Origin of the sequence: Rhizobium hidalgonense (assembly GCF_005862185.2) — a bacterium.
GTDB lineage: Bacteria > Pseudomonadota > Alphaproteobacteria > Rhizobiales > Rhizobiaceae > Rhizobium > Rhizobium hidalgonense.
Window position 1 is genome coordinate 15821 of the sequence record NZ_CP054028.1, and the last position, 21133, is coordinate 36953.

Sequence of the window (21133 nt, forward strand, 5' to 3'; positions counted from 1 at the left end):
GACATCTCCTTCAGGACGGGTCGGTCACGAGACACGGAACGGCTGCAACAAGGGCGCGGGCGGCCGCCGATTGCGGCGCGGCAACGATCGCCGCTGCCGGACCGGTCTCGACCATCCGCCCGCCATCCATGACGGCGACGCGGTGGGAGACGGCGCGGACCACGGCAAGATCATGCGAAATGAACAAACAGGCAATGCCCTGTTGCTTCTGCAGATCGACCAGAAGTTCGAGGATCCTGCCGCGCACGGTGACGTCGAGGGCCGAGACCGCCTCATCCAGCACCAGCAGCGACGGCCGTGTCGCGATCGCCCGGGCAATCGCCACACGTTGACGCTGGCCGCCGGAGAGCGCACGAACGGGCCGATTTGCATGATCGGCGGTCAGGCCGACCCGTTCGAGAAGCATTGCGATCTCGCCGGGGCGACGGTCCCTGGCGACAATGCCGTGTATGCGCAACGGATCGTCGAGAACCGTGCGGACCGTCGCCAGCGGGTTGAAGGCGGCGAGCGGATCCTGAAACACCATCTGCATGCGCGCCCGTTTGCGGCGCAGGGCAGCACCCTTCAGCGTCAGCCAATCCTCGCCGTCGAAGCGGATCGAGCCGGCGTCGCAGGAAACTAGCCGCAGCAGGATACGCGATAGCGTCGATTTTCCGCTGCCGGAGGCGCCGACCAGACCGAGCGTTTCCCCGGCTGCGATCGTTAGCGAAACATTATCGAGAGCGATGATCTGGCGGCCCGCCGACGAAAAGCCTTTCGAGATATTTTCGATAGAAAGCAGCGGGCTCATGGGGACGCCTCCGCGATCAGCGGTGGCGTTGAGAGGTCGCGATGACTGGCGATCAGGACCGCGGTATAGTCGCTTCTCGGCGCCGAAAGCACCGAACGGACCGGGCCTGCCTCGACGAGGCGCGCATCGCGGAAGACGGCGATCCGGTCGACAAAGCCGGAGGCGAGCGCGATGTCGTGGGTGATGAAAACAAGCGTCATGCCGTCCTCGCGCACCAATCCGTCGAGCAGGCGGACAATCTCGGCCTGGACCACGACGTCAAGCGCGCTGGTCGCCTCGTCGGCGATCAGCAGCGCCGGCCTTGCGGCAACTGCCGCCGCGATCGCCACGCGCTGGCGCTGGCCGCCGGAAAGCTGGTGCGGAAAAGCCCGCAGCACCTTGTCGGGCTGCGGCATCCGCACCCGCCCGAGCAATTCCTCGGCTCTGATTAAGGCCGGTTTCCAGCCGAGGCCGAGATGGCGCCTGGCGCCCTCGGCAATCTGCTCGCCGATCGTCAGCAGCGGATTGAGGCTCGTGCCCGGATCCTGGAAGACGAAGCCGAAATCGCGGCCCGGGCGGGGCGGATGGCCGAGTGCCGGCCAGTGCATCTCGCCGCCGACTTTCGCTCCGTCAGGCAGCAGACCGGCGAGCGCACGGGCAAGCGTGCTCTTGCCGGAGCCGCTTTCACCGATGATCGCCAGCCTTTCGCCGGCCTTGATATCGAGATCGATGCGGTCGAGCGCGGCAGCTTTGTTGCCGCGCGCATAGGTGACCGAAAACTGCCGGAGGCTGCAGAAAATGCCGCTCATGCCGTCCTCCCGCCGTCATCGGCAAGCGCGTTGACGAGACCCTCGCTGAACAGATGGACGCCGAGCACGGTCACGGCAAGTGCCGCACCCGGGATGACGGAGAGATAGGCGGCCGATCGCAAGACGCTGCGGCCTTCGGCGATCATCGAACCCCAGGTGGCGATATTCGGATTGCCGAGGCCAAGAAAGGAAAGCGCCGCCTCGGTGAGGATTGCGCCGGCAACGATCGTGGCCGAAAGCGCCAGCACCGGCGGCAGCGCGTTCGGCAGGATTTCCCGGAAAGCGATCTCCACAGGATGCATGCCGATCACCCTTGCCGAGGCGACGTAGTCCTGCTCGCGGATCGCCAACACCTGCGCCCGTGTCAGCCGCGCCGGATCGGCCCAGGCGCCGAGCGCGATGGCTAGAACGACAACGGGCGTCGAGACACCGATGGTGCTGACGAAGGCGAGCGCCAGCAGAAAACCCGGTACGATCTGGAAGGCGTCGACCACACGCATCAGCGCCTCGTCGACGATCCCGCCGGCAAAACCCGCCGCCATGCCGACACAGACGCCGAGGATCATCGCGGAAAACGCCGCGGCAAGGCCGACGGCAAGCGAGGTGCGCGCGCCATAAATGAGGCCGGCGAGCACGTCGCGACCCAAGCGATCCGTACCGAGCGGAAAGGCCGGATCGGCGAATGGCGGCAGCAGCGCCCGGCCGGCAATCCTGAGCGGATCACCCGGCGAGACGATAGGAGCTGAGAGCGCGGCTAAAAGCAGAACGGCAAGGATCGCAAGCCCGGCCACGCCTTCCGGCGTGCTGAGGAGGCGTCGGAAACGGCTCATGCGCCGCCCTCCGAAGTGCCGATGCGCGGGTCGAGCGCGGCATAGGCGAGATCGACAAGAAAATTGACCGCAATGACGAGGACGGCACTGGTGACGATAATTCCCATCAACAGCGGCGCGTCGCGGCCGTTGACCGCCTCTTGTGCCAGCCGCCCGAAACCCGGGATGGCAAAGACGCTCTCGATCACCACGCTGCCGCCAAGCATGGCGGCCGATTGCAGCCCGAGCATGGTGACGAGCGGCAGCAGTGCGTTGCGCGCGACATGGCGCAGCACGATACGGCTGCGCGACAGGCCTTTGGCGCGGGCGAAGAGAACGAAATCCAATTTCCAGGCCTCAGCCATGCCGGCGCGCATCACTCGCAGGAACAGAGCGAGATAGATCAAGGCGAGTGCGCCGACCGGCAGAACCAGATGAGCCGATATGTCGAGCGCCCGGGAAAACCCTGTCTTGCCCGAAGCGATCGTCTCGATGCCGGCGACCGGAAACCAGCGCAGCTTCACCGAAAAGGCGATGCTGAGGACGAGGCCAAGCCAGAAGCTCGGTATGGCATAAACAACAAGCGAGCCGATCGATAACAGCCGGTCCCTTGCGCTGCCCGGCCGCGCGCCGGCAAGGATGCCGAGCGCCGAGCCGAGGCCGAAGGAGAGCGCCGTCGCACTGCCCATCAAGAGCAGCGTATTGGGCAGGCGTTCGGCGATCAGTTCGCCGACCGGCCTGTTGAAGGCGACCGACCAGCCGAGATCGAACCGCGCCAGAGAAGTGAGATAAAGCCAGAGGCGCGCAAGCATCGACTGGTTGAGGCCGTAGCTCTCACGCAGCGACTGCCTCAGTGCCGCATCGCCGCCGCCGATCGAGCCGAGATAGGCGTCGACGGCATCGCCCGAGGCGGATTCGAGCAGGAAAAATGTGAAGATGACCACGATCAGCAGCACGGGAATGGCGCTGATCGCCCTGCGCCTCAGGAGGATGATTGCACGTTTCACGCCGGACAGGGCCTCTGGAAGAGAATTGCCGCCGATCCTATCACGACTGCAGCGCGGTATCGCCCCAGTTCGAGACGGCCCAGCGCGGATTGTCGGAGACGTTGAGCACGCTGTCGCGCGCAACGGTGATGAAGCCCCATTCCGCGACGTTGATCAGCGGCAGATCGGCGACGACGAGCTCCTGGAATTTTCGATAGAGATCCGTGCGGGCCGCCGTATCGACGGTCTCGGAGGCTTGCTTGATGATCTTGTCGAGCTCCGGATTGACGTAGCCGCCCTGGTTGGAGAAGGGCACGCCAGCAGGCGTGCCGGATTGAACGAGAATGGTGGTGGAGATTGCCGGATCGCCGCGGAAGACCGGCGGACCGACGGCAAGGTCGAAATCGTGATCTGTGTAAACCGCCTTCTGGTGTGCGGCCGCATCGGCATTGACGATTTCCGCATCGATGCCGATCACGGCGAGCGCCTGGCGAAGATAATCGCCGAACTGCCGGGTCTCGTTGAAATAGGGTGCGGGGCGCAGCTTTAGCTTGAAGCGGTTGCCGTCCGCGCCTTGTTTGTACCCTGCCTTGTCGAGAATATCGTTGGCGGCGGCAGGGTCGAATTCATAGGTCGCGACATCGGATGTATAGAATTCCGGCGCGTTCTTCGGCACCGGGCCGGTGGAAGCGGCTGCATAACCGAGGAAGATCGTGTCGACGACGAACTTCTTGTCGATCGCCTGTGCGATCGCCTGGCGGACCCTGAGATCGGCGAGCTCCTTGCGGCGGTGATTGATCTCGACGACGAGCTGATAGGTCAGGGCCTCATAACCCTTGGAGATCACCTTGATGCCCTCGACCTTGGAGATGCGGTCGAGATCGGCCAACGGCACCGCGGAGAAGGCGGCAAGCTGAATTTCGTCGGCTTCGAGTGCCGCACCCGCCGACGCGCGGTCGGGCAGCACGCGGAAGACGATCTCGTCGAGCTTCGGCTGATCCTTGTCCCAGTAGTTCTCATTGCGCGCCAGCCGGTAGTATTCGCCGGGCTTGTATTCGGCGAAGGTGAAGGGGCCGGTGCCGACAAGCTTGTTGTTGGCCGGATTGGTGGCGATATCGCTGCCGTCGAAAATGTGCTTGGCGACGACGCTTGTAACAACGGGCAGGGCATTGCGGATGAGCTGGAACGGCGTCGGCTTGGAGAAGCGGAAGATGGCGGTGTAATCGTCAGGGGTATCGACGGCTTCGAGATTGGCAAAGACCAGGCGGCCGAGATTCTGCAACGGCTTCCAGATATTGAGCGCGGAAAAGGCGACATCGACCGAGGTGAATGGCTTGCCGTCGTGCCAGGTGACGCCGTCGCGCAGCTTGAAGGTGACGGAGAGGCCGTCGGGCGCCCCTTCCCAGGAGGTGGCAAGCCGCGGCGCCAGCCCGTCCTTGCCGTCGAACGAGGCCTCGGCCAGCGGCTCGATCACCTTGCTGGCGATGAAGAAGACGCCGTTCGAAGCGACAATGGCAGGGTTGAGGTTCTTCGGCTCGGAATCTGCCGCAACGATCAGCCGGCCGCCGGCAGGCGTGGCCTGCGCCAGCGCCTGGCGAGCGAGCGCCGTCGAAGCGAGGAGCAGGGCGGTGCCCTTCATCAGCGTGCGCCGCGAGATAGATGCTACGGTCATGACCCCTCCTGATCGATCGAATTTCAAGCGCTCATATTCAGGGTGAAATGGCGATTGTCATAGAGGTTAAATTCTAAACCTCGGACACCGCGAGACATTTTTTGTCACCCAGCCATTATTCGCTCAACCACTGGCCGCGAAACGGGCGGGCTCCTTGAAGAGATTGCGATAGGCCGCACCCGGATGCGGGGCAACAAGACGCGGTCCGGCGCGCCCGAGTTTTTCCCGCAGCGTCCCCTTGGTATAGTCGGTCTTGTAGACGCCGCGTTTCTGCAGTTCCGGCACCAGCAGATCGACCGCATCCTCAAAACTTTCGGGCGTGACGGCATAGGCAAGGTTGAAGCCGTCGACATCAGTGTCCTCGATCCATTCCTGCATCAGATCAGCGACGGTCTGCGGCGAGCCGACGAAAACCGGGCCGAAACCGCCGACGCCGACCCAGTCGGCCATTTCGCGCACCGTCCATTCCTTGGCCGGATCGATTGTCGTGAAGGTCTCGACCGCCGACTGCACCGCATTGGTATGACGGTGGCGCAGCACCTCGTCCGGCCCGAACTGACCGAAATCGATACCGGTCCAGCCGGAAATCAGCGTCAGCGCGCCCTCGAAGGAGGCGTATTTGCGGTACTCGTTGAACTTCCGCTGCGCCTCGGCATCCGTCTCGCCGAGGACGACGGTCTGCAGGTTGAAGGCGAGGATTTCCCGCGGGTTGCGGCCGATGCGTTCGGCGGCCTCGCGGACATTGGCGACGTAGCGCTTGAGCACGGGTTTCGACGGCGCCGCCACAAAAATGCATTCGGCATGGGCGCCGGCGAAATCCTTGCCGCGGCTGGAAGCGCCAGCCTGGTAGAGCACTGGTGTGCGCTGCGGCGAAGGCTCGCTCAAGTGAATGCCCGGCACGTTGAAATGCTTGCCGGAGTGGCCGATCGCATGAACCTTATCAGGGTGGGTGAAAATGCCGGTCTCGCGATCGCGGACAACCGCGCCGTCCTCCCAGCTTCCCTCCCAGAGCTTGTAGCAGACCTCCAGATATTCCTCGGCAAGGTCGTAGCGATCGTCATGTCTTGTCTGCGCGGGCTGGCCGATATTGAGCGCGCCGCTGTTGAGATAGGAGGTGACGATATTCCAGCCGACGCGCCCCTTGGTCAGGTGGTCGAGCGTCGAGATGCGGCGGGCGAAGGTATAGGGATGCTCGAATGAAAGCGATGCCGTCAGGCCGAAACCGAGGTGCTCGGTCGCATAAGCCATGGTCGGGATGAGCTGCAGCGGATCGTTGACCGGCACCTGCGCCGAATGGCGAAGAGCCGCATCGACATTGCCGTTCAGCACATCGTAGACGCCGAGCACGTCGGCAATGAACAGCCCGTCGAACTTGCCGCGCTCCAGCGTCTTTGCAAGACGCACCCAGTAGTCGAGATCCTTGTAGGTCCAGGACTTGTCGCGCGGATGGCGCCAGAGCCCCGGCGACTGGTGTCCGACGCAATTCATGTCGAAGGCGTTCAGCCTGATTTGGCGGGTCATGTCTTTTCTTCCTTGGAATTTAAGAATTGCTGCGGCCGAGGCCGTAGGTCAGGGCTAAGGCTGCGACGAGCACGGCGCCCTTGACGAAATCCTGGGTGTAGTAGGGAGCGTTCAGCATGGTGAGGCCGTTCAGGAGCACGCCGACGAAGACGGCGCCGGCGATGGTGCCGAGCACGTTCGGTCGGCGCAGATTGAGAACGGCAAAGCCGATCAGCGCGGCGGCGACAGAATCCATCAGCAGCGAGCCGCCGGAGGAAATGTCGCCGCGCCCGACGCGGGCGGCAATGACGATGCCGCCGAGCGAGGCCAGCGTGCCCGACAGGACATAGGCCAGCGTCTTCAGCCTGACGGTCGAGGCGCCGGCAAGCCGGGTGGCGACCTCGTTGCCGCCTGTCGCAAACAGCAGCCGACCGATGCGGGTGCGTTCGGTGAGAATGAAAAGCGCGACGGCGACCGCCGTCATCAGCACCACGGAAACGGGCAAGGTGCCGAGGATGCTGTAGCGGCCGATCAGCAGGAAGACGGGGTCGTAGGCGCCGGTCGCCTTCGAGCCGTCAGGCAGCGTGAGGCCTGCTGAAATCGACCGGCCGGCAGTCGGGATCAGCTGCAGGCCGGAAAGCAGGAACATTGTCGACAATGTCGCCAGCAGGTCCGGCACCTTCAGGCGGACGATCAGCAGGGCGTTGACGAGTCCGACCAAGGCGCCGAAGGCGAGCACCAGCGGCACCGTCGCATAGGCATCCAGACCCCAGACGATCATCGCATAGCTCGCCGCCATGACGCTTGATGCGGCGACCGCGCCGATCGACAGGTCGAAGCCGCCAACAGCCAGCGTGACGGTGACGCCGGCCCCGAGGATCGCAACCACCGACACTGCCTGCAGGATGCTCATCAGATTGGCAATATTGATGAAGGCGGGCTCGGCGATGGCAAAGCCCACGACGAGAGCCGCAAGCAGGATGAACACCGCGCCCGCCCGCAGGAAGGCCCCGAGAGCGGCGAGGCGGCCGCTCTCGGCTTCAGGCGGCGTCTTTGGCCGCGCGTTTGCCTGGGAAAGAGTGTCGTTGTCGATCGTCGTCATGCGGATATTTCCTGAGTGGCGGAAAGAGCGGCAAAGCCGCCTGCAGCGGGTTCCAACACGTGGTGGTCGATGACCAGGATGCGGTCGGCCACCTCATAGGCCTCCTCCGGATCGGAGGTCGCGATCATCGTCGCCCGGTCGGTGCGGGAACGGATTGCCCGGATGATGTCGTGGCGGGCGCCGACGTCGACGCCCTGAAAGGGTTCGTCGAGCAGCAGCAGCCGGCTTGGTTCCGCCTCCCAGCGGGCGATCACCGCCTTCTGCTGGTTGCCGCCGGACAGCGACCAGATCGAAGCGAGCGGGCCGGCGGCCTTGATACCGAGGCGGGCAATCGCCCGCTCGGCCTCGCGCCGCTCCCGTCCGCCGAGGAGAAAACCGTGCGGATACCATTTGCCGAGATGCGGCAGGCTGATCGTCGCCGACAGCGAATGGCCGGGCCATGCCGGCGGCATCAGCGAGGAACGATGCCGGTCTTCGGCCGCCATCGCGACACCCGCCGCGATCGCTTCGGCCGGGCTTTTCGGCCGGTAGGGACGGCCGTCGAGGAACATCGCACCGCGGTGAAGCGCCGTCACGCCGAAGATCGCCTGGAGCAGCCGGCTCTTGCCGGCGCCGAGCACGCCGGTCACAGCCACCACCTCGCCTGCATGCAGCGACAGATCGAAGGTCACACTTCCGGGCAGAAGATTGATATCGCGCATCTCGAAAATCGCAGGTCCTGTCGCCGGCCGGGCATCCGGCCGGGCCGCATCCAGCCTGCGGCCGATCATCGTCTCGATGGCGGCCGAAAAATTGATCGGCCGCGCGAAGGTGCCGACGACGCGGCCGCCGCGCATGACAAGCGCGCGGTCGGCAATGGCTTCGAGATCGGCTGTGCGATGGGAGATATAGAGGATTGCCAGGCCCCGCTCGCGAAGCCTGAGCAGAATATCGAAGAGGCGGCGGCTTTCCTCTCCGGAAAGGCTCGCCGTCGGCTCGTCAAGGATGAGGAGGTCGGCGCGGTTGGCAAGCGCTCGGGCGATTGCCACGAGTTGCCGGTCGGCGCTGGTGAGTTCGCCGAAATCACGATCGAGCGGAAGGCTGAAACCGACAGCATCGAGCATGGCCTGTGCAGCGCGACGAATGCCGGCGCGCGAGACGAAGAAGGGTGTGCTGCGATCGGCGAACCGGTTGAGAAGCAGGGCATCGGCAACAGTCAGTCCGGCGGCGCCGACCAGATCGGTCGACTGATGCACGGTGACGACGCCGGCTCTTGCCGCTTCGGCCGGGCTGCGTGGTGCAAAGGGGCGGCCGTCGAAACTGACCCTGCCGCCGTCGGCCGCAAGCACGCCGGACAGGATCTTGACCAGCGTCGATTTGCCCGCGCCATTGGCCCCCATCAGTGCCACGATCTCGCCACGCTCCATCGAAAGATCGGCACCGGCAAGTGCCCGTGTCGAGCCGAAGCTGCGGGTGAGGTTTTCGATCTGAAGAAGCGGCATCGATTCTGTCCGGGGCTGTATCGGTATCGGGAGTGTGCCCTCTCCGGGCGGTCGAACTCCAGGCACGCCTTTCCCTTGCAAACTGTCTGCGGGAAACAAAGAATCTCCCGCAGCAGGTAAAATCGGATCATTTACTCTACTAAAAACATAGAGATTATATCTAAATAATCCAACGCGTCGCGAGGGCTGCCGGTCCTGTCAGACGACGCCTCTTTTTGCTAAAAGGAACGCGACGATGAAATCCCTCGCACGGCTTGCACTGTCTGCCGCCGTCATTCCCTTCATCTTCATTCAGGGTGCAAGCGCCGACGGCCTGTCCGGCGCGCCGGCGCCCTTCGACCAGGGTGGCGTGAAGGTAGCACTGATCAGCTACATCTCGGCTGGTGATTTCTTCCAGGCCTATCAGGCCGGTGCTGAGGCCCAGGCCAAGGCGCTGGATATCGACCTGCGCGTCTTCCCCGGCCGGCAGGACGCTGCCGAGCAGCGGGAGCAGATCCTGCAGGCGATCAATCTCGGCGTCTCCGGCATCGTCATCGATCACGGTCTGCCGGAATCGCTCGGCGATGTCGTGCAGCAGGCCCTCGACAAGGGCATCAAGGTGGTGGCCTTCGACGTGAACCTCAACAATCCGAAGATTCCGCAGGTGGAGCAGAGCGATCACGAACTCGCATCATTGGCTCTCGAACAGGCGGTGAAGGACAATGGCAAGAGCTTCAGCGCCGGCTACGTCTATGTCGCCGGCTTTGCGCCGCTCGACCGCCGCAACGAAGTCTGGGATAAGTTCAAGTCCGAAAATACCGGCGTGGTCGAAAAAGCCCGCTTCGGCAATGTCAGCGACACGACGGCGACCTCGACCGCCGACCAGGCGAAGGCCGCGCTCACCGCCAATCCCGATATTTCAGTCGTCTTCGCTCCCTATGACGAATTCGCCCGTGGCGTGAAGCTCGCCGCCAACGACCTCGGCATATCGAAAAAGCTCAAGATCTATTCGGCCGACGTTTCCACGGCCGATATCCAGGAAATCACCGAGGAAGGCAGCCCGTGGGTCGCGACCGTCGCGACCAACCCGGCCGTCGTCGGCGCCGTTTCCATCCGCGCCGCCGCCCTCGAAATCGCCGGCCAGACGGTTCCCCATCAGATTACCGTGAAGCCGACGCTGCTGACGCAGGAGAGCCTGCGCGCGGCCGGCGTCAAGACGATCGAGGAACTGGCCGCAAAGATCCCGGCCTTCAGCACGAGCGACGCGGCGACCGCGAGCTGGATCCCCGACAAGCTGTTCTAGGGCTTTCACTTCGATCCTTCCGGCGGGGGCGGTAGCTCGCGCCGGATCCTCTTTTCAATTGGAGTTCCGCTAATGAGCCAGTCCAATGTCATCTTCGCGGTGAGCCGCAACCCGACGCGAGAAGACCTCTTTGCCCGGGCCGAGGAGATCTCGGCCGACCTCTCCCGGCGCGCCGCCGATCTCGACCGCGACGGCCGGCCGCCGTTTGCCGAGATCGTCAAACTGAAGAATGCCGGGCTGCTCAACGCGCTGCATCCGATAGAAATCGGCGGCAGCGGCCTCGATTGGGTCGACGGGCTGAAGCTCGTGCGCATTCTTGCCCGCGGCGAAAGCTCGATCGGCCAGCTGCTCGGCTACCACTATGTCAACAGCCAATATATCTATTGGGCGCTCGAACCCGCGCGCGCCCATGCGCTGGGCAGCGAGACGGTGGCAAAGAACCTCTATTGGGGTGCAGCCGTCAATCCGCGCGACCCCGGACTGGTGCTCACCCGCCGCGGCAACGGCTATGTGCTGAACGGCCGCAAATCCTTCTCAACCGCCGCCCGGGTGTCCGACTACATCAATGCCAATGCGACGCTCGACGACAAGATCGCCGGCTTCGCCGTGCCGACCAATCGCCCGGGTTACGTCGCCAACGATGACTGGGACAATATCGGCCAACGCCTGTCCGACAGCGGCAGCGTCGAGTTCCACGATTTCCCCGTCTACGAGGAGGATTTCGTCGGCGTCCCCGCCGCAGCGGATGTGGCGCCGCCTGTTTTGTCGACCTTCAACACACCGTTCATCCAACTGGTCTTCGTCAATTTTTATCTCGGCACGGCCGAAGGCGCGCTGCAGGCGGCCGTCGATTATGTCAGAACCACCACCCGGCCGTGGATCACCTCAGGCGTCGAGCGCGCCGCCGACGATCCCTATATCCTTGAGCGCGTCGGCGAATTCACCGCGACACTGAAGGCCTCAGTAGCCCTTGCCGACAGCGCGGCATCAGCAGTGCAGGCCGGCCTTGCCCGCGGCCGCGATGTAACGGCGCGCGAGCGCGGCGAAGCGGCGGCGGAAGCCTATGCCGCCAAGGTCCACGCCACCCATGCCTCGCTCGACATTACCTCGCGCGTCTTCGAGTTGACGGGCGCACGCTCGACCGCGGACAAACACCGCTTCGACCGGTTCTGGCGAAATGTCCGCACCCACACGCTGCACGATCCGGTGTTCTACAAGGCGAGGGAAGTCGGTGAATTCGTGCTGAACAGCAGGATACCGGAGGTCAGCCTTTACAGTTGAGGCGAGCGCTTCCATATGGAAAGCAAACCCCGCTGCCGGCGCCGGCAGCGGGGTTTTCATTTGGAATAAGCCGAAGACTCAGAGCGCGCCGTTCTTCGGCGGCGTCACGCCGTTCAGATGATAATTGCCGACGACGTGGTATTTCCAGCGCACCGGGTCGTGCAGCGTGTGGGTGCGGGCATTGCGCCAGTGGCGGTCGAGATTGAGGCCGATCTGCACGGACGAGGTTCCGGCGAGCTCGAAGAGCGTATTCGAAGCCTCGAGCGCCACCTCTGTTGTCAGCACCTTGGCGGCGGCGACCGCCAGCGTCGCGGCGATCACCTTTTCCTCCGTCGTCTCGACCTGCGCGGCATCGACCTTGTGGCCGGCGCGCTCGACGAGGGCCGTTGCGGCTTCCAGCCGGATGGCAATCTGCCCGACCTTGGCGATCGTCAGCGGATCGTCGGAGGCGCGCTCGAGGCCGCTATCCATCCAGGGGCGCGATTTCGTCCTGACGAACTCAAGCGTTTCGGCAAAGGCCGCCCTGGCGATGCCGAGATCGACGCCGGCATGGATGATCTGGCCGACGGATCCGATCGTCGTCGGCCGCTCGAAGCCCTTGTGGTGGAAGACAACGGAATCGGCACTGACATAGACATTCTCGAAAATCGTCGTGCCGCTGCCGGTGGTGCGCTGGCCGAAACCGTCCCAATCGTCGACGATCTCGACGCCTTCAGTGCCCTTCGGCACGAAAGCCATGGTCAGCCGCTCCTCCGCATCGAGCGCAAAGACGGTGATCCAGTCGGCGAAGAGGACGCCGGTCGAATAGAATTTGCGGCCGTTGATCCGGTAACCCGGGCCGTCGCGCGTGATGCGGGTGTTGTAATGGCCGACCGTCTTCGTGCCGCGCTCGGAAAGCGCGTTGCCGAAGCGGTCGCCGGCAAGCACCCGACCGAAGAAATAGCGCTGCTGCTCCTCGCTGCCGTCGGTTCTGAGCGCCTCGAGAATATAGAAATGGTTCTGCGGGATCTGGCCGATCGAACCGTCCGCCTGCGCCAGGATCGCGGTGATCTCGGCAAGCACGGCGTTGGACACGTCGAGCCCGCCATATTGCGCTGGCACGGTGATCGCCAGAAGTCCGGACTGCGCGAGAAGATCGAGTTCGGCAAAGGGCAGGAGACGGTCGGCGTCGCGCTCGGCGGCGCGCGCGGCAAATTGCGCCGCCAGCCTGCGGGCGGTTGCGATCGCTTCCTCGTCGCTGCCGATACGGGCGGCCACCGGCCGGATCTGATCTGCTTGCCTCAGCACGGTATTCATTGATGTCTCCAATTCTTTCGATCCTATCGGTGAAAGAAATCGAGCGCCGAGATAAGAGTACAAATTCTATAGATGCGGTCGAAAATAAAAAGTGTTTGCTTACCAGCCTCCGGCCGTCGCGATTAGTGTTTCGGTCCAACCCTCGCGCGACGGCGCGGGAGGGAAGGCGAGGAAATTCCTGCCCGGAATAGAGCTGCCGGCCTCGATTTGAATTCGGCGACCTCCTACGTATCCGTCGTCCGGTGCGTCGCCGCAGCGGCGGAAAAACGTCCAGCCCGGGGCAGGCGGCTGCCTTGCCCGATCCATGAGGAAGATCATGACCCCACGGCAGTTACGCCTCGGCGCCTTCATGCGTCCTGTCAGTCTGCATACCGGCGCGTGGCGCTATCCCGGTTCCTACCCGGACGCCAACTTCAATTTTGCACATTTGAAGTCCTTCGCGCAGGCGCTGGAGCGGGCGAAATTCGACGCCTTCTTCATGGCCGATCATCTTGCCGTGCTCAACATGCCGGTCGAGGCGCTGAGGCGCAGCCACACCGTGACCTCCTTCGAGCCCTTCACGCTGCTCTCGGCGCTGGCGGCAGTGACGGAGCGCATCGGCCTTGTCGCGACCGCGTCCACCACCTTCGACGAGCCCTATCACATCGCCCGGCGTTTCGCCTCGCTCGACCATCTCAGCGGCGGCCGCGCCGGCTGGAACATCGTCACGACGTCCAACCCCGACGCCGCGCTCAATTTCGGTCTCGACGAACATATGGAACATGGCGAACGTTATCATCGCGCCCGCGAATTCTACGATATTGTAACCGGCCTCTGGGACAGTTTTGCCGACGACGCCTTCATCCGCGACCGGGAAAGCGGCCTGTTCTTCGATCCGGAAAAAATGCATGTGCTTGCTCACAAGGGCGAGGAACTGAGTGTCCGCGGGCCGCTCAATATCGCCCGCCCGCCGCAGGGCTGGCCTGTCATTGTCCAGGCTGGCCAATCCGATCCCGGCCGCCAGCTTGCCGCCGAAACCGCCGAGATGGTCTTCTGTTCGCCGCGCGATCTTGCCGCCGGTAAGGCGCTCTATGCCGATATCAAGGGTCGCATGAAAGCGATCGGCCGCAACCGCGACCATCTAAAGATCCTGCCCGCCGCCTTCGTCATCGTCGGCGACAGCATCGAGGAGGCCCGCTCTAAGCGCGCCACGCTCGACAGCCTGGTGCATTATGATAGCGCCATTGCCTCGCTTTCGATCGCGCTCGGCCACGACGCTTCCGGCTTCGATCCCGACGCGCCGTTGCCAGCCGATATCCCCGACACCAATGCTAGCAAGACCGGCCGCGCCCAAGTGCTGAAGCTGGCCGCGGAAGAAAATCTGACGGTACGACAGTTGGCACAGCGTTACGGCGGCTATGCCGGCCTTGCCTTCGTCGGCACACCGGCAAGCATTGCCGACGAGATGGAGGGCTGGCTGGACGAGGAGGGCTCGGACGGCTTCAATATCGTCTTTCCCTATCTGCCTCAGGGTCTGCTCGACGTCACCGAACGGCTGGTTCCCGAGCTTCAGCGCCGCGGCCTATTCCGCAGCGAATATGAAGGCACGACGCTGCGAGAACATCTCGGCTTGCCGCGTCCGGAGAACCGGTTCTTTGTATCAGGCGCATGAGGCGACGCTGCGGCGGCACAGCTCCGCGCGGCGAGGAGAAATACCATCAGAACTCGACGGTCCTGTCGTCGAAGCTCAACCGCTCGGGTTCGAATTCCTTTTCGCCGGTCCCGGGATCGAACGCATCGCTTTCTCCCGGCACCAGTTCGAGCGGCCAAACGACGTTGCGGCCGTCGTCAGGATAGAACTGGCGATAGGCCGGCATATTGGCGAGAAGCGTCCTTCCGAGCGCGATACCGAGATCGTAAAGCGACATGCGGAAACAGCTGAGCGAGGGCTGCAGGAACCTTGCGCGCGGGGCGTCGCGGAAGCCGATCACCGCAAGGTCGCGGCCGGGCATCACACCCGATTCCATCAGCCGGCGGTAGAGGCCGATTGCCATCAATTCGTAGATCAGGATCACCGCTGTTGGACGCTCTTTAAGCACCAGCAATTCATGCGCCGCCTGATAGCCGCCGTGTTCGCTCGACTTGACACGGATGACGAGTGACGGGTCGAAGGCGATACCGCGCCGTTCGAGCGCGCGGCGATAACTTTCGAGAAAGACATAGCCGAGATTGACCTCGCTCGATGGTGCAGTGATCGCGATCCGCCGATGGCCGCGCGCGACCAGCCGTTCGACGGCACGGTCGGCGACACCTTCGAAATCGAGATCGATCCAAGGGAAATTGCCTGGGGAAAGGCTGCGGCCGACCGCAATGAAGGGGATTTTTGCCCGAGACAGAAGATCGATGCGCCGGTCGATGCGCTGCATATTCGAGATGATCATCGCATCGACGATTCGCCGAGCCACGATACGTTTCAGATATTCGTGCGGGTCCTCATCGCTGGGGCAGGGCAACATGACGAGATCGAGCTTGTGGCGGGCAAACACACTTTGCAACCCGCTGGTAACGCCGATGAAGAAGTTGTCGGCATTTTCGACCGCCTCCGTGCTGGATTCGATCATTAGCCCGATGACTTTCGTCTCTCCCTGTCTGAGACTCCGTCCCGACTGGTTGGCGACGTAGCCCAGTTCCTCGGCTGCTGCCAGCACGCGTCGGCGGGTTTCCTCGTTGACATCGGGCTTGCCGTTCAGCGCCCGGGAGACCGTGCCGATTGAAATATCCAGGTGTTCGGCAAGCTGGCGAATCCCTTTCATCGGCTGCGTTGTCCCTCCCACCCGCAATTTCGCATTTGGCGTCTCTTGACATCGCAAAATGTTTCCGCCAACATTCGTAAACGTTTACGGAGTGCGTGTCACGAGGAGAGTTGACGCCATCCCCCGGAGGAAATCGTGAAATTCAGTGCCATTCTGTGCGGGTGCGGAGCTATGTCCAAAGGTTGGTTGCGAGCCATCGCTTCCAACCCGGCTCTGGCCGATTTCATCACTATCGTTGGCCTCGTCGACCTGAACCGGGAGACGGCGGAGAAGCTCGCCGCTGAGTTCGGTCTTGAGGGCGCCGTCATCGGTTCGGAGCTCTCCGCGGTCATCGCCGCCACCGAGGCCGATCTGGTTTTCGACATCGTCATTCCGGCGGCCCGTTACGACGTCGTTTCGACCGCGCTGAAGGCCGGCTGCCATGTGCTCAGCGAAAAGCCGATGGCCGCGTCGCTTGCCGAGGGTGCGGCGCTGATCGATCTTGCCACCGAGACCGGCCGCATCCACGCCGTCATCCAGAACCGACGCTTCATCTCAGGCGTCAGGCGCCTGCGCCGCTTCGTCGACAGCGGGGCGATCGGCGAACTCACCGCCGTCCATTGCGACTTTTTCCTGGCGCCGCATTTCGGCGGCTTCCGCGAAGAGATGGACAATGTTCTGCTTCTCGACATGGCGATACACACCTTCGATGCGGCCCGCTACGTCGCCGACCGGAAGCCACTCGCCGTCTATTGCGTCGAGCGCAATCCGAAGGGCTCCTGGTACCGGCACGGCGCCTCGGCCAATGCCATCTTCGAATTTTCCGACGACGTCATCTTTACCTATCGCGGCTCCTGGTGCGCCGAGGGCGAGCGCACCAGCTGGGAAAGCCAGTGGCGGCTTGTCGGCTCGAAGGGCATGCTCACCTGGGACGGCGAGGAGAGTTTCAGCGCGGCCGTCGGCGGCGAAGAGCCCGGCCTTTTGCGCGGCACTGCTTCCGTAAACGTTCCCGGTCCGGAACACGACGAGGAGACCCATGGGCACGCCAGCGTCATCGCCGATTTCATCGAGGCGATCCGCACCGGCAAACAGCCGGAAACGGTCAATTCCGACAATATCAGAAGCCTTGCCATGGTCTTCGGCGCGATCGAAAGCGCCAAGACCGGCCGGCGCATCGAAATTTCAGCATAGGATGACGTGACGTGAGCAATCCTGCAAAATCCATTCGCATCGGCACCATGGTCAGTGGCAACAACGGCGATGCAGCAACCCGCATCGGCGAGATCGCCGGCATGGGCTTCGAAAGCTTCGAACCCTTCTTCTGGCAGACGACCAAGGGCCAGAACCTTGCCGAGCTCGGCAAGCGCTGCCTTGATGCGATCGGCGACCGCGACATCACCATCTCGACGCTCGGCATGTTCGGCAATCCGCTGGAAGAGAGCGCAATCGACCTGGAGACGCTGCAGGGATGGAAGGATTGCATCGACAACGCCCATCATTTCGGCGCCACCTGCGTTGCCGGCTTCACCGGCCGCATCCGAGGTAAGCCGCTGACCGACAGCTTGCCGCGCTACAAGCAAATCTGGAGCGAGCTTGCCAAGCGCGCTGCCGACAAGGGCATTAAGATTGCCTTCGAGAATTGCGCCATGGACGGCAATTGGGCAAGCGGCGACTGGAACATCGCCCACAATCCCGATGCCTGGGAACTGATCTTCAACGAGACGCCTGACGAGAATATCGGCCTGGAGTGGGAACCCTGCCATCAGATGGTCTATCTGATCGACCCTTTGCCGCAGATCCGCAAATGGGCGCACAAGTTCTTCCACGTCCACGGCAAGGACGCGACCATCCGCTGGGAGGTCATCAAGGAACACGGCATCTTCGGCAAGGAGAAGTTCGTCTTCATGCGCACGCCGGGCTTCGGTGACAGCAATTGGACCGACATCATTTCCGAACTGCGCCTTGCCGGCTGGTCCGGCTCGATCGACATCGAAGGCTGGCACGACCCGGTCTACCGCGACGCGCTTGAAATGACTGGTCAGGTTCACGGGCTGAACTATCTGAAGAAATGCCGGGGCGGAGATTTCGTTGTTGATCCCTGATCGACCGCCTAGGATAGGGCGCCGCCGGGCTGGGAGGCCCGACTGCGCCATGAATGACTAACTTGGTCTTTTCGCGGCGCAGCCGCTTTTTTGGGAGGAAAGCATGAAAAGAATTGCAAGACTGGCGCTAGCGCTCGGCACGGCGATGCTGATGACATCGACCGTCCATGCCGAACAGAAGACCTTCAAGATCTGGTGGTTCGAGGAGCCGACCACGGCTCAGGGCATTGTCTGGAAGAAAGCGCTCGAAGAGTTCAAGACGAAACATCCTGATATCACCGTCAGCTTCGAGCAGAAGACCTTTCAGCAGTTGCAGGCCTCAGGCGGCATGATCCTCAATTCCGATCAGGCCCCCGACGTGCTCGAGTACAACAAGGGCAATGCGACCGCCGGCTTGGTTGCAAGCCAGGGATTGCTGACCAATCTGGATGACTATGTGAAGAAGGAAGGCTGGGACAAGATCCTTAACGAAGGCGATTTTGTCCTAAGCCGTTATGACGAAAAGGGCATCTATGGCTCCGGCCCTGTTTGGGGCGTCTCGGTCTTCGGCGAATATGTTTCGTGCTTCTACAATATTGACATGTTCGAAAAGGCAGGCCTCAAGCCGCCGACGACGCTCGAAGAGTGGGTGGCTGACATGGAAGCCTTCAAGCAGAAGGGTCTCACGCCTCTCGCGCTCGGCGCCATCGACACCAGTGGCCAGCACTTGCTTGCCTCTCTCGCCTATACCAAGGCCGATGACGCCTGGGTCCAGAATTATCAGGGTTTGAAGGCCCCCCTCGACGGCGCACCGTATCTCTATGCGGCGCAGACATTGGTCGACTGGGTGGGCAAGGGCTACATCAACAAGGACTCCACGGGCATGAAGGACCCGGACGCGGCTCTGCTCTTTACCTCCGGCAAGGCGCCGATGTACGTCTCGGGCACGTGGAATCTCGGTACTTTCGCGTCGACCATCAAGGACTTCAAGTGGGGCCAGTTCGTAATTCCGACGCCGAAATATTCGGTCGGCTCGACTGGCAATCTCTGGGTCGTTCCCAAGGGTAGCAAGAATCCGGATCTCGCCGCCGAGTGGATCAGCCTGACCTTGTCGCCGAAGTACCAAGCTGAACTCGGCAATGCCGGCGGTGTGCCGATTGCGGCTGATCTTTCCGCCATCACCAACCCCATCGGCAAGAACGCCGCAGCGGTTTTCAAGCAGATCTCCGACAAAAGCGGCCTCGGCTTCTATCCTGACTGGCCGGTCCCCGGCTACTACGACGTGCTCAATCAGAAAGACACTGGTCTCTTCCAGGGCAGTCTGACTGCCGAACAGTTCGTCGAACAGATTAAGCAGATTTACGACGACGCGCAGGAAAATCAGTAGCGCGACCCTGAACGCTGGGCTGCGCCTCTGGCGCAGCCCATTATGGGAGGCTGAAGGAAGAATGATATGGCCATTTCCAGCCAGCGATGGAGCGACGGTTCACGAAGCTATAGCCTTTACCTCATCCCGGGGGCGGTCGGCTTCATTCTGATCGTGCTCATACCGCAGCTTGCTAATCTCGGGCTGAGCTTCACGGCATGGAAAGGCGTTGGCACGCCGCGACCAGTCGGCCTGCAGAACTATTCTCGCCTGCTTACGGACGACCAATTCTGGGGATCGATGTATCACACGCTGCTGTTCATCGTCTCGATGACCGTGATACCGGTGTGTATCGGCCTGGTGCTGGCCGCTCTGCTGTTCGACTACGTCAGGGACCAATTCGGGGAATGGGTCTCGAGCTTCTTCAGGGCCGGTTTTTACTTGCCGCAGATTCTGCCCGTAACGGTCGCGGGCGTGCTCTGGGGTTGGATTCTCAATCCCGTCGGTGTCATCAACATCACGCTAAAGTCCATCGGCCTTGATAATCTGGCCCAGAACTGGATCGGCGATGCGACATACGCGCTTGCTGCCGTCTCGCTCGTCATAGTGTGGATACAGGTCGGCTATTGTCTGGTGGTTTTCATGGCTGGTCTTTCGCGCATCGACCCTTCTCTCTACGAGGCTGCCGAGCTCGATGGGGCAAACTGGTGGAGCCGGCTGGTGACGATCACCATTCCGCTTCTGGCGCCGGAGATTTTCGTCGTTGTGCTGACCACGCTGATCGCCGCACTCAAAGTTTTTGCGCCAATATTTGTCATCACCGCCGGCGGCCCCGACAATTCCACCCTGGTGCCATCCTATCTGACTTACTACCACTTCTTCACAACGCAACGCGTCGGCTATGCCGCAGCCATCGCGGTCGTACAAACGACTCTGACGATCGGTTTGGCTGTGATTTTTCTACGCTTCCAGAGCCAGCAGGAGGCGAAGGAATAGATCATGGCTTACTCGGTTCTCAGCGATGGTACGACTAAGGCAAGGGCGACGGCGGCAGCCGATCGCGCGCGACGCGATCCCATGCGGTGGGTGGTGCTGGCCACTCTTATTCTACTCCTCGCCTTTACGCTCTTTCCGTTTTTCCTTGCTCTGCTCAACGCCGTCAAGGCAAGCGCCGAATACGCAGTCGGCGGGCCGCTTTCGATTCCTCGGTCGATCGATCTCACGGCGATCGAAAAATTCTGGACGGTGTCTGATTTCAGTCGCAAGCTGCTTAACAGCCTGGTGATCAGTCTCGGTGTGTCGGTGTTGGGGGTACTGATAAGCCTGTTCAACGCCTATGCGATCGGGGTCGGCAAGGTGCCGGGTTCACGCGTGATTTTGGTGGTCTTTCTTCTCGGCATCATGGTGCCGCAGGAGTCGATCATTTACCCGCTTTACTACATGGCAAAAGCAAGCGGCCTCTATGATACGCAGCTTTCCGTGATCATCATTTTCGCGGTCCTGCAAAGCGCCTTCGGGACTTACCTGCTCTCGACCGTGCTGAGTACCTTTCCCAAGGAAATCCTCGAAGCGGCGGAGATGGATGGCTCGACCCACTGGAAAACGCTGTGGTTCGTAGTCGTCCCGATGCTGAGGCCAACGCTCATGGTCCTGGGAACCTTCTTTTTCATCTGGACTTGGAACGAATTCTTGATCCCGCTCGTCATGCTGGTGTCCAACAACAACCAGACAGTCTCGGTCGCCATGGGCCTAACCCGCGGTCAGAACATGTCGGACCCGGTGCTGCAGGCCTCCGCGGCTTTCCTGGGTATAATACCGACCGTGATCTTCTTCTTGATCTTCCAGCGCACGCTAACGCGCGGCATCGCCGCCGGAGCAGTCAAATGACGACGTCTTTCACGCTTAGCTATCTCATCGGTCCCGGTTGG

General features: G+C 62.4%; 18 protein-coding genes. 8 read left to right on the forward strand and 10 right to left on the reverse strand.

Annotated elements, in window-relative coordinates; genetic code table 11:
- Window positions 1–10: 10 nt before the first annotated feature.
- From FFM81_RS21340 to FFM81_RS21375, 8 genes are all read right to left on the reverse strand, one after another.
- Window positions 11–790, reverse strand: coding sequence for an ABC transporter ATP-binding protein (locus tag FFM81_RS21340; RefSeq protein WP_128399382.1), 780 nt, complete (start codon window positions 788–790; stop codon window positions 11–13).
- Window positions 787–1578 (reverse strand): ATP-binding cassette domain-containing protein, encoded by a 792-nt coding sequence (locus FFM81_RS21345; protein WP_138384635.1) that lies wholly within the window; start codon window positions 1576–1578, stop codon window positions 787–789. The genes FFM81_RS21340 and FFM81_RS21345 overlap by 4 nt, the downstream gene beginning before the upstream one ends.
- Window positions 1575–2408 (reverse strand): ABC transporter permease, encoded by an 834-nt coding sequence (locus FFM81_RS21350; protein WP_138384634.1) that lies wholly within the window; start codon window positions 2406–2408, stop codon window positions 1575–1577. Before FFM81_RS21350 ends, FFM81_RS21345 begins: the two co-directional genes overlap by 4 nt.
- Window positions 2405–3394 carry an ABC transporter permease gene (locus FFM81_RS21355; RefSeq protein WP_138384633.1) on the reverse strand — a complete coding sequence of 330 codons (990 nt, stop codon included), beginning with the start codon at window positions 3392–3394 and terminating at the stop codon, window positions 2405–2407. Before FFM81_RS21355 ends, FFM81_RS21350 begins: the two co-directional genes overlap by 4 nt.
- 40 nt (window positions 3395–3434) lie before the next feature.
- Window positions 3435–5045 (reverse strand): ABC transporter substrate-binding protein, encoded by a 1611-nt coding sequence (locus tag FFM81_RS21360; RefSeq protein ID WP_003571928.1) that lies wholly within the window; start codon window positions 5043–5045, stop codon window positions 3435–3437.
- A gap of 123 nt (window positions 5046–5168) precedes the next feature.
- Window positions 5169–6566 (reverse strand): LLM class flavin-dependent oxidoreductase, encoded by a 1398-nt coding sequence (locus tag FFM81_RS21365; RefSeq protein ID WP_138384632.1) that lies wholly within the window; start codon window positions 6564–6566, stop codon window positions 5169–5171.
- 19 nt (window positions 6567–6585) lie between these two features.
- Entirely contained in the window at window positions 6586–7647 is a 1062-nt protein-coding gene (locus FFM81_RS21370) for an ABC transporter permease (RefSeq protein WP_138384631.1), read from the reverse strand.
- The gene (locus tag FFM81_RS21375; RefSeq protein ID WP_173883831.1) at window positions 7644–9128 is read right to left on the reverse strand and encodes a sugar ABC transporter ATP-binding protein; all 1485 of its coding nucleotides are present in this window, start codon (window positions 9126–9128) and stop codon (window positions 7644–7646) included. The genes FFM81_RS21370 and FFM81_RS21375 overlap by 4 nt, the downstream gene beginning before the upstream one ends.
- Window positions 9129–9363: 235 nt before the next feature.
- Between FFM81_RS21375 and FFM81_RS21380 the strand changes: the two genes are divergently transcribed.
- Window positions 9364–10410: a substrate-binding domain-containing protein gene (locus tag FFM81_RS21380; RefSeq protein ID WP_128399389.1), complete on the forward strand. Its 1047-nt coding sequence runs from the start codon at window positions 9364–9366 to the stop codon at window positions 10408–10410.
- Between the two features lie 72 nt (window positions 10411–10482).
- Entirely contained in the window at window positions 10483–11691 is a 1209-nt protein-coding gene (locus FFM81_RS21385) for an acyl-CoA dehydrogenase family protein (RefSeq protein WP_138384629.1), read from the forward strand.
- Window positions 11692–11769: 78 nt separating this feature from the next.
- Here FFM81_RS21385 and FFM81_RS21390 read toward each other — a convergent pair whose 3' ends face one another.
- Window positions 11770–12987: an SfnB family sulfur acquisition oxidoreductase gene (locus FFM81_RS21390; protein ID WP_025418034.1), complete on the reverse strand. Its 1218-nt coding sequence runs from the start codon at window positions 12985–12987 to the stop codon at window positions 11770–11772.
- Between the two features lie 316 nt (window positions 12988–13303).
- Here FFM81_RS21390 and FFM81_RS21395 point away from each other — a divergent pair, with 316 nt between their 5' ends.
- Entirely contained in the window at window positions 13304–14638 is a 1335-nt protein-coding gene (locus tag FFM81_RS21395) for an LLM class flavin-dependent oxidoreductase (RefSeq protein ID WP_025418032.1), read from the forward strand.
- A gap of 46 nt (window positions 14639–14684) precedes the next feature.
- Here the strand turns inward: FFM81_RS21395 and FFM81_RS21400 are convergent, their stop codons facing one another.
- On the reverse strand, window positions 14685–15779 hold the full coding sequence (locus tag FFM81_RS21400; protein WP_025418031.1) for a substrate-binding domain-containing protein: 1095 nt from the start codon (window positions 15777–15779) through the stop codon (window positions 14685–14687).
- A 135-nt stretch (window positions 15780–15914) separates the two neighbouring features.
- Between FFM81_RS21400 and FFM81_RS21405 the strand changes: the two genes are divergently transcribed.
- The 5 genes from FFM81_RS21405 (at window position 15915) to FFM81_RS21425 (ending at window position 21092) form a co-directional block, all read left to right on the forward strand.
- Window positions 15915–16949, forward strand: coding sequence for a Gfo/Idh/MocA family protein (locus FFM81_RS21405; protein ID WP_097537170.1), 1035 nt, complete (start codon window positions 15915–15917; stop codon window positions 16947–16949).
- Between the two features lie 11 nt (window positions 16950–16960).
- Window positions 16961–17860, forward strand: a complete 900-nt coding sequence (locus FFM81_RS21410) for a sugar phosphate isomerase/epimerase family protein (RefSeq protein ID WP_025418029.1) — start codon at window positions 16961–16963, stop codon at window positions 17858–17860.
- A gap of 103 nt (window positions 17861–17963) precedes the next feature.
- Window positions 17964–19226: an ABC transporter substrate-binding protein gene (locus FFM81_RS21415; RefSeq protein WP_097537171.1), complete on the forward strand. Its 1263-nt coding sequence runs from the start codon at window positions 17964–17966 to the stop codon at window positions 19224–19226.
- A gap of 66 nt (window positions 19227–19292) precedes the next feature.
- A complete protein-coding gene (locus tag FFM81_RS21420) occupies window positions 19293–20201 on the forward strand; it encodes a carbohydrate ABC transporter permease (protein ID WP_025418027.1) in 909 nt (302 codons plus the stop codon).
- Between the two features lie 3 nt (window positions 20202–20204).
- Entirely contained in the window at window positions 20205–21092 is an 888-nt protein-coding gene (locus FFM81_RS21425) for a carbohydrate ABC transporter permease (protein WP_025418026.1), read from the forward strand.
- The last annotated feature ends 41 nt before the right edge of the window (window positions 21093–21133 follow it).